This window comes from Pseudomonas sp. NPDC086251 (assembly GCF_044746405.1).
Taxonomy (GTDB): domain Bacteria; phylum Pseudomonadota; class Gammaproteobacteria; order Pseudomonadales; family Pseudomonadaceae; genus Aquipseudomonas.
This window is the reverse complement of the sequence record NZ_JBIVBY010000070.1, coordinates 1-9,194: the sequence shown is the minus strand read 5'-3', so window position 1 is coordinate 9,194 and position 9,194 is coordinate 1. Positions and strand designations below refer to the sequence as shown.

General features: G+C 58.8%; 9 protein-coding genes and 1 pseudogene. 4 read left to right on the top strand and 6 right to left on the bottom strand.

The genetic code is table 11. From position 1 onward, the window contains the following. Positions 1-70, bottom strand: a pseudogene (locus ACIPL2_RS34820) (bL21 family ribosomal protein); the annotation flags it as partial. 240 nt (positions 71-310) lie between these two features. Between ACIPL2_RS34820 and ACIPL2_RS34815 the strand changes: the two are divergent. From ACIPL2_RS34815 to ACIPL2_RS34805, 3 genes are all read left to right on the top strand, one after another. Next, on the top strand, positions 311-1,279 hold the full coding sequence (locus ACIPL2_RS34815) for a polyprenyl synthetase family protein (protein WP_059402010.1): 969 nt from the start codon (positions 311-313) through the stop codon (positions 1,277-1,279). A 178-nt stretch (positions 1,280-1,457) separates the two neighbouring features. Beyond that, entirely contained in the window at positions 1,458-1,799 is a 342-nt protein-coding gene (locus tag ACIPL2_RS34810; RefSeq protein WP_010467527.1) for a zinc ribbon domain-containing protein YjdM, read from the top strand. A 206-nt stretch (positions 1,800-2,005) separates the two neighbouring features. Further along, on the top strand, positions 2,006-2,263 hold the full coding sequence (locus tag ACIPL2_RS34805) for a hypothetical protein (RefSeq protein WP_059402011.1): 258 nt from the start codon (positions 2,006-2,008) through the stop codon (positions 2,261-2,263). 119 nt (positions 2,264-2,382) lie between these two features. Here the strand turns inward: ACIPL2_RS34805 and ACIPL2_RS34800 are convergent, their stop codons facing one another. From ACIPL2_RS34800 to ACIPL2_RS34790, 3 genes are all read right to left on the bottom strand, one after another. Next, positions 2,383-3,000, bottom strand: a complete 618-nt coding sequence (locus ACIPL2_RS34800; RefSeq protein ID WP_103303603.1) for an FKBP-type peptidyl-prolyl cis-trans isomerase — start codon at positions 2,998-3,000, stop codon at positions 2,383-2,385. A gap of 121 nt (positions 3,001-3,121) precedes the next feature. Further along, the gene (locus tag ACIPL2_RS34795; RefSeq protein ID WP_401365281.1) at positions 3,122-3,433 is read right to left on the bottom strand and encodes a DUF6482 family protein; all 312 of its coding nucleotides are present in this window, start codon (positions 3,431-3,433) and stop codon (positions 3,122-3,124) included. Positions 3,434-3,658: 225 nt separating this feature from the next. Then, entirely contained in the window at positions 3,659-4,147 is a 489-nt protein-coding gene (locus ACIPL2_RS34790; RefSeq protein ID WP_033054284.1) for a TIGR00645 family protein, read from the bottom strand. A gap of 160 nt (positions 4,148-4,307) precedes the next feature. On the opposite strand from ACIPL2_RS34790, the gene ACIPL2_RS34785 reads away from it, so the two are divergent. Further along, positions 4,308-6,137, top strand: coding sequence for a hypothetical protein (locus tag ACIPL2_RS34785; protein WP_401365277.1), 1,830 nt, complete (start codon positions 4,308-4,310; stop codon positions 6,135-6,137). 15 nt (positions 6,138-6,152) lie between these two features. Here the strand turns inward: ACIPL2_RS34785 and ACIPL2_RS34780 are convergent, their stop codons facing one another. Continuing rightward, positions 6,153-6,470 carry a hypothetical protein gene (locus tag ACIPL2_RS34780; protein ID WP_401365275.1) on the bottom strand — a complete coding sequence of 106 codons (318 nt, stop codon included), beginning with the start codon at positions 6,468-6,470 and terminating at the stop codon, positions 6,153-6,155. Positions 6,471-6,792: 322 nt separating this feature from the next. Next, the coding region (locus tag ACIPL2_RS34775) for a Lon protease family protein (RefSeq protein ID WP_401365272.1) at positions 6,793-9,194 on the bottom strand (2,402 nt) is incomplete at its 5' end.

The window sequence follows — 9,194 nt, the reverse complement described above, 5'->3', positions numbered from 1 at the left end:
CGATCTTCAGGTATTCACCCGGGGCGACCTTGTATTGCTTGCCACCAGTAACAATTACTGCGTACGACATGGTATTTCTCCGATAATCCTGCTCACCCAGCTCTTTATAAGAAGAGGTATTGGCTGGCATGGCTGCATAAGGCTGGAAGGCCTTTTTGCAATTGCGTAAGGCAGGTGCTGCCCAGGAAGTTCAGGGTGCGCGATTGTACGCAAGCTGCTTGAGCGATGCAAGAGGCCGTCCATCGCGCCTTGACACCCGCCGACGTGGGTCCTAGCATGCCGCGCAACCCTTCTGGAGCAACTGTCGCTGATGCAACCCCAAGCTTTCTACCGCGCGGTGGCGGACGATTTTAGCGCCGTCGACGGCATCATCAAGAAGCAGCTGACTTCCCGAGTGCCGCTGGTATCGAAAATCGGCGATTACATTACCTCGGCCGGCGGTAAACGCCTGCGTCCCTTATTAGTGTTGCTGTGTGGCAAGGCACTGGGCCGCGAAGGCGATGACCTGCGCCTGCTGGCCGCGACCATCGAGTTCCTGCACACCGCCACCCTGCTGCATGACGACGTGGTCGACATGTCCGGCATGCGCCGTGGCCGCTCGACCGCCAATGCCATGTGGGGCAACGCGCCAAGCGTGCTGGTGGGCGACTTCCTGTATTCGCGTTCTTTCGAAATGATGGTCGAACTGGGCTCCATGCCGGTGATGAAGATCCTGTCGCAAGCCACGCGCATTATCGCCGAAGGCGAAGTGTTGCAGCTGTCGAAGGTCCGCGACGCCAGCACCACCGAAGAAACCTACATGGAAGTCATCCGCGGCAAGACCGCGATGCTCTTCGAAGCCTCGACCCACAGTGCCGCCGCTTTGGCCGGTGCCTCGCCGGAGCAGAGCGAAGCGCTGCGTACGTTCGGCGACCACCTGGGCGTGGCGTTCCAACTGGTCGACGACCTGCTGGATTACCGTGGCGATGCCGAAACCCTGGGCAAGAACGTCGGTGACGATCTGGCCGAAGGCAAGCCGACCCTGCCGCTGATCTACACCATGCGTGAAGGTACACCGGAGCAGGCTGCACTGGTGCGCAAGGCGATCCAGAAAGGCGGCATCGAAGACCTGGAAAGCATCCGCGAAGCCGTTGAAGCCTCGGGCTCGCTGGATTACACCGCGAAACTGGCCCGCGACTACGTGGCCCGTGCGATCAAATGCCTCGACGCGCTGCCAGCCAGCGAGTACCGCGACGCACTGGTCGAGCTGAGCGAGTTTGCGGTCGCCCGCACGCACTAAGCGAGCTTCTGTAGGAGCGAGGCTTGCCCGCGAAGGCGATGTGTCAGTCAACTTGATGTCGACTGGCAGATCGCCTTCGCGGGCAAGCCTCGCTCCTACCAATCATGCGTCGCCCCTTGCCTACTAAAAACCCTATACAATGTGCGCTTTTTAGCGATCCTGAATCCAAGGAGCTTTAGTGAGCACGTTGCCACCCTGCCCAAAATGCAATTCCGAATACACCTATGAAGACGGCGCCCAGCTGATCTGCCCTGAGTGCGCCCACGAGTGGTCCGCCAGCGGCGAAGCCGAAGCAGCGTCGGATGACACCGTGAAAAAGGATTCGGTGGGCAACGTCCTGCAGGACGGCGACACCATCACCGTGATCAAGGACCTGAAGGTCAAGGGCACGTCGCTGGTGGTCAAGGTCGGCACCAAGGTCAAGAACATTCGCCTCTGCGATGGCGATCACGACATCGACTGCAAGATCGACGGCATTGGCCCGATGAAGCTCAAATCCGAGTTCGTCAGAAAAGTCTGAGCCTGCTGTACTCCATCCTGCGCCCGGCGTGGGATGGTGCTTCACCCTCTCCTGCTCCGCCCGGCAATCCCTCGCAGTAGCCAAACGCCAGCCGTTTTGACCTTACGCAATCTTTACCCTGAAAAAAACCCAAACCGCCAATAGGTCCTTGCTATTTGATGAATAAGAATTATTCTCATTGAAACCCATCAATGGAGATGAGACCCATGACTTATTTGATCGATGCCTGGCTGGACCGCCCACACCCTTACCTCAGGATCCTGCATCGGGAAACCGGGGAAGTCTGTGCGGTGCTTGAAGAAGAAGCCTTGAACGAGCTGCAGGATCAGGGTGATCTGGACGTCAACGGCCTGAGTTCCAGCGAGCCGGTGGTGTTGAAGGAACTGGTGCGCAATCTGTTTCTGTTCTGCTATGCCCGGGCGTTGCGCCCGACGAATGAACTGCAGCACAAGATCGAAATATGAAAAACACCACAAAACCCTGTAGGAGCGAGGCTTGCCCGCGAAGAGGCCACAACATTCAACATCATCGTTGAATGACACACCCCCTTCGCGAGCAAGCTTCGCTCCTACAGGATCAGGTCTTACAGAACGTCGAGCAGTTCGACGTCGAATACCAGTACGCTGTGCGGCGGAATGCTGCCAACGCCTTGTGCGCCGTAAGCCAGTTCGCTCGGTACGTACAGGCGCCATTTGCTGCCGGCGTTCATCAGTTGCAGGGCTTCGGTCCAGCCTGGGATCACGCCGCCAACCGGGAATTCTGCAGGCTGGCCACGCTCGTAGGAGCTGTCGAAGACAGTGCCGTCGATCAGCGTGCCGTGGTAGTGAGTGCGCACTTGGTCTTCACGGGTTGGCTTGGCGCCTTCACCCTGAGTCAGCACTTCGAATTGCAGGCCGGAAGCCAGGGTGGTGATGCCATCACGCTTGGCGTTTTCAGCCAGGAACGCCAGGCCTTCGCCAGCAGCGGCTTCAGCTTTGGCGGCTGCTTCGGCTTGCATGATTTCACGAATGACTTTGAAGCTCGCGGACATTTCTTCCTGACCTACACGGCTTTCCTTGCCAGCGAAGGCGTCGGTCAGGCCAGCCAGGATCGCGTCCAGGCTGACGCCTGGCGGCGGGTTGTCGCGCAGCTGGTCGCCCAACTGACGGCCAATACCGTAGCTGACGCGGGTTTCGTCGGTGGACAGATTTACTTCGGACATGACACTGCTCCGCTGTGCGGACGGCCCAGGAACTTGCCGTGCGTGCACAGCGCGTCCCGGAGCGCCCGGAACCAAAAGGGCCAGCAGACTAGCACAGATGCCATCGCGTTGATCAGGGGCGTCAGCGCTGCCACACAGAACGGAAGGCAATCGGCACCTTCAGGCTTTCTTCGGTATTTCCACCGAGCCCGCACATTTCGTCATGAACCGAGGTGTGCACAAGGTTGAACGGTACGCTTGGACAGGCGTGAAGCACTTCACGTGCATGCTCGACAGAGCGCACATGAAACATCTGACCGTGGGCATCACTCAACGGATACGCCGCGCCATGCATGCGCGCTTCCAGCAGGTAGATCCCGCCTTCCATCGAGATCAGGTTCAGCTCATCGACCTTCCCGGCGATGGCATAGGCATTCAACTCTTGCAGGTTCATGAACGCACCTCAAACAGTGGCGAGCCAAGTCCCTTACAGGCATATGCCTTGATGCCTCAAAGTACAAGCCAAAAACAACACCGCCCGTCTGTTTCACCCCTTCTGTGTAGGAGCGGGGCTTGCCCGCGAAGAGGCCGTGTCAGACGACATAGGTGTTATCTGTCAGGCCGGCTTCGCGGGCAAGCCTCGCTCCTACAGGGATCGCGGTCTGGGGGATCGCGCGGATCAGTGCTTGGTCAGCTTATCCAGGTAACCCATGGCAAAGGCCGAGATCACGAAGGTCATGTGGATGATCACATACCACTTCAAATGCTCGGGATCGACGTTCTTGGCGTCCATGAAAATCCGCAGCAGGTGGATCGACGAGATCGCCACGATGGAGGCGGCCACTTTCATCTTCAACGAAGACGAATCCATGGTGCCCAGCCAATTGAGCTTTTCCTTGTCGTCGTCGATGTCCAGTTGGGACACGAAGTTCTCGTACCCGGAAATCATCACCATCACCAGCAAACCGCCGACCAGCGCCATGTCGATCAGCGACAGCAGCACCAGGATCAGGTCCGATTCGGCCATCGAGAACACGTTGGGGATGACGTGGAAGACTTCCTGGAAGAATTTCAGCGCCAGGGCCAGCAGCCCAAGGGACAGGCCGAAGTAGATCGGCGCCAGCAGCCAACGGGAGGCGTACATTGCATTTTCGATAAAACGTTCCATTGAATCTCACACAGGGGCTGGAAATGGCCGCGAGTATACCAGCCACCTGTTGCACCCAGAAACCGTCGGAAAATCCGCAACCTGCGCGTGTGTGACAAAGTTTTTCTGCTAGTGTCCAAACCATTGACAGCTCAGCGACATCGGACAGGAAGACGGGAAAATGGATGTGCGATTGCCTTTAACGAGTGCCGGGCTGTGCCTGGCGCTGCTGATGATCGGCTGCTCGCCCAGCGATGAAAAGCGCCAGGTCAGCCTCGAGGAAAAGACCGCGCAGTTCGAGAAGTCTCTGGATGCGATTGAGGATCCGAAACTCAAGGATGCCGTCGCCGAACTCGGTGGTTCACTGCTGTTGCTTGAACGTGCGCAACTCAAGCTCGACAGCAAACCGGTGGAAACCGAATACGGCGAAGACGCCCTCGCCGTGCTCAAGCACTACCCCACGCCACAGGCCCTGGTCGACACGTACATCAACGGCCTGTTCGTCTTGCACAAGGATTCCAGCTCCGATTACCTGACCGACCTGCAACCGGTGTTCCCTTTCAATTTCAATATTCCGGCCGCGTTTCTCTTTCCCCATGGCCTGGAATGGCAATCGGTCACGCTGAGCAACAAACGCGTCATCGCGTTTCAGCCGGAATGGTCGGAAACCGACCCCGGTATTCAGCTGAGCCCGTCGAGCTCCAACCTGACCAACCCCGATGACCTGACGGTGACCTACCCCTTCATCGATGGCCTGGATGTGGAAAACAAGAACCAGCCGCAACCGGTGAGCCTGCAAGGCAAAGTGGAAGTCATTGCGCCGCGCCGGCTCTACAGCTTCGACCTGACGAAAAAAGACGTCGGCCAGACCCGCACCAACGACAACCTCAGCGTCACCTTGCTGAAACTTGAAAACAACTACGCCGAAATCGAATTCAACAACAGCGCGCCGCTGGCCCCCGAGGTCGGCGACACGCCGCTGAACCCGCTGATCGTGCAGGCCAAAGACACCACCGGGCAGTTTCTTTCGCGCTCAGGCTCGATCAATGAAACCGCTGCACAGATTGCCTTCTATCAAAAACAACTGGCGAAAATGCAGCAACAAAAGGCCTGGAGCGAAACGTTTGAAAAACAGCTGAATGACGAACAACAAGCGTTTGAAAAGCAACAGACCCATCATTATTCCAAGGTCTACTTCAACGGACCGATCGAAACCGTCGAGGTCAGCGTGCTGGATTTCTCCGCGGCCACGGTGACCCACAGGGACCTGAACCTGCCGATACGCCGTTTCGATCGCAACACCACGGAGAAATCCATCCAGCCGTTGGCGTTGCCGGTGGTGGTGTACGACGACCAGGCCCCGACCTGGCTCAAGGGTGCGACGCTGGGCGAGGAGCAACTGAAAAAAAGCGTCACTATCAGTCAATCGGTCGAAGACCCCAGCGCTGCACAAATCGAGTTCGTTCACCCCAAGAGCTTCAATGATGAATTGCTCGGTACCTCCTTCAACCCCGGCGAAAGCCCGGTCAGTTTCTTCACCGAAGACAGCAGCGGCAAGCGCGACGAGCCGATCGAGTTGCCGCCAGAGGCGTACCAGGTCGATCCCTTGCGCGGCACCATCACCTACGATTTGAACCTGTTTCCGGAAACACCGGCTTACGCGATAGGCTCCATGCCGATGTTCCTGGCCTTGGTCGACAAGCAAACCCTCGATGCCCACCAGTTACCCAAAGGCCTGGAGCTCAAAGGCAACGCATTGGTAGTGGATTCAAAGCTGTTCCCCGCTCAGGACTGGCGTTTCTTCGCCAAGGACGACAGCGGTAATTACCTGAAGGAGATTCTGTCGGTCAGTCACGATGCGAGCGCGCAAGGCCCGGCACTGTTCAGCGTGCACTACTTCTACGGGCAACCCACCCGCCTGGAAACCTACCAGCGAACCGACCTCGCCACGGTGCAATATGGATTCGAGGTCAAACTCGACAAGGCTGATACTTCCAGCCTTGATCAATAACCTGCTCGACAGCGCCTACGGGGCGCTGCGGTAACGCCCACCGTTGATTTCCCGCAGCTGGGCTTGCAGATGCAGGCACCAGATTTGCGGATCATCGGCCAGTTCATAGCCGTGCAGGGTCAGGCTTTCAACAATGGTGTCGAGAATCGACTCAGCGACGAAGGGGCCATGAAACGGGCCCTGGGCCTTGATGGCTGAAGGTTGTTCGCCAGCCATTCCGGCGGCGAAAAGCAAGGTCCACATGCCCGTATCCCCCGCCAACGGGCGGATGGCGCATTCGATACGGGTCACAAGACCCAGGCATTGACGGGTGAGGCAGAGGTTGCGCGACATGGCGGCGACCCTCGTTAGATCCGGTATTCAGCCCCCACACGAAGGCTGTCTCGATCCAGTGATTACTGTCGATATCCTTGAGCTGATAATAGAAGAAAAGTCTGACTGGCACGTCAAGTGAGACCAGAAGGCGCCGAATGGTCATTGTGTGAATATTGACGCCAAAGTGATGGCACTTTTTGAGTTAGCACCGAAAAAAATGTGGGAGCGGGCTTGCTCGCGAAGGCGGTGTATCGACCAACATCTCTGTTGAATGAAAAACCGCTTTCGCGAGCAAGCCCGCTCCCACATTGGCGTTGTGTGATCCCAAGTCCGATTTGCGTCAGGCCGGTTTGGTCTCCGCCAACGCTTCCTGCGCCATCTCTTTCTCGGCTTCCTTGAGGTCTTCTTCGCTGATCATTTCCGCGATGACCCGCAGGCGCTCCACTACCCGCGCGTTGACGCTGCCTTCGGGGAATTGGCCATCGGCATCCGGCGCACCGGCCGGTTCGCCCACCAACAGGCTCAACGCCTCGTCGGCCTGGCGGACCGCGTAGACATGGAACTGACCCGCGCGCACCGCCGCCAGCACCTTCTCGTCGAGCATCAGCGTGGCCACGTTGGCCTGGGGAATGATCGCCCCCTGCTCACCCGTCAGCCCGCGCGCTTCGCAGAGGCGGAAGAAGCCTTCGATCTTCTCGTTGACCCCACCCACCGCCTGCACTTCACCGAACTGATTGATCGAGCCAGTGATCGCGAAGCACTGCTTGAGTGGCGTTTTCGACAACGCCGAGATCAAGGTGCACGCCTCGCCCAACGACGCACTGTCGCCATCGACGTAACCGTAGGATTGCTCCAGGGCGATACTCGCGGAGATCGCCAACGGGAATTCCTGGGCGTAACGGCTGCCCAGGTACCCGGTGAGGATCATCACGCCTTTGGAGTGAATCGGCTGGCCAAGGTTGACCTCGCGCTCGATGTCGACGATGCCGCTGCCGCCCGGATAAACCGTGGCGGAAATCCGTGCCGGCACACCGAAGGCCGAGTCACCGACTTCGAGCACTGTCAGCCCATTGCATTTGCCAACCGCCGCGCCATCGGTGTCGATGAGGATAATGCCGGCCAGCATGTCATCGAGAATCCGCGCCGAGACGCGTCCGGTACGGGTGGCCTTGGCCTTGAGCGCACGCTCGATGTGCCCGGCGTCGGTCATTTCGTCACCGGCCAAATGGCGAATGAAATCCGCCTCGCTGACCAGCTGGAACAGATCACCGATCCGCGCCGACAAACGCCCTTGGTGCTCCGCCAGACGAGCGCTGTACGTCGCCAGGCGCGCCACCGCATCGGCCGTCAGCGGCGCCATGCCTTCTTCGGAGGTGCGGGTCTTGAGCAGCTGGGCGAACTGCTCCAGGCTCTCGTCGACCATCGGGATGTCTTCGTCGAAATCCACCAGGACCCGGAACATCTCCTGGAAGTCCGGATCGAGGTCTTGCAGCGTGTAGTACAGCTGACGCGCGCCGATGATGACCACCTTGACCTGCAACGGAATGTGCTGCGGCGTCAGGGTTACCGTGGCGAAACGGCCCATCTCGCCCAGCGGCGATTCCATTTTCAGTTTGCGCGATTGCAGGGCGCGTTTGAGCGCATCCCACACGAAGGGCTCGCTGAGCATTTTTTCTGCTTCCAGAATCAGGAAGCCGCCGTTGGCGCGGTGCAGCGCACCCGGACGCAACTGGCGATACGTGGTGTAGAGCGCGCCCTGATCGGTGGTGTACTCGATGCGGCCGAACAGGTTTTCGTACGTCGGGTGCGGTTCAAACACCACAGGCGCACCGCCGCTGTGCGGATGGCCGACCACCAGGCTCGGGGCGTATTGCTCTTCCAGCAGCTTGCGGGCGATGGCGTCGGTCTTGCTGTCGTCCACCAGTTGCTCGACCACGGTTTTCAGCAAATACACCTGCATGGCTTGCAGGTAGCCACAGACTGCCGCGTTTTCCGCATACTTCTCCGACAACGGAGACAGCAAGGGCTGCAAGGCCAGGGTGATGGTTTCTTCGTTGAGCTGGCGCAGCAGATTGCTCGACTCGCGCTTCCATTGCGGCAGGCTGGCGAGTTCTTCGTTCAGCCGTTCTTCCAGCCAGGAAATATCGTCGTGGAAACGTTCGCGATCGGCTTCCGGCAATTGGGCGAATTCCGCTTCGTCCACGGCCTTGCCGTCAGCCATCGGGGTAAAGGCGATGTTGCTGCTGTCGCGGTACAGCGCGACGTCTTTCTCCAGTGCCAGGCGCTCGATCACGTCCAGCGCCTTGTCGTAACGCTGGTTGAACGCGCGGTCGATGGCGCTTTTCTTCTGCTGGTAGGACGGGTGCTCGAACACGGCTGGAAAAGTCGCCAGCAGGTTGTCGATCAAACCGTTGATGTCATCGATGAAAGCACCGGCCGTGCCCGATGGCAATTCCAGTGCGCGAGGTTCCCGAGGGTCGTCGAAATTATTGACGTAGACCCAATCCGCCGGGGTCTGCAGGCGTTTGCCTTCGGCCTTCAGGTAGCGTTTGACGAACGAAAACCGGCCAGTGCCGGGCTCGCCCATGACGAATACGTTGTAACCGGGGCGTGGCATGGCCACACCGAACTGCAAGGCTTCGACCGCACGAACCTGGCAAACCACAACGCCGAAGGGCTCCATATCAATGTAGGAAGAGAAGCTGAACTGTTCAGCGGAAAACGGACGGGTCAGCGCGTCAG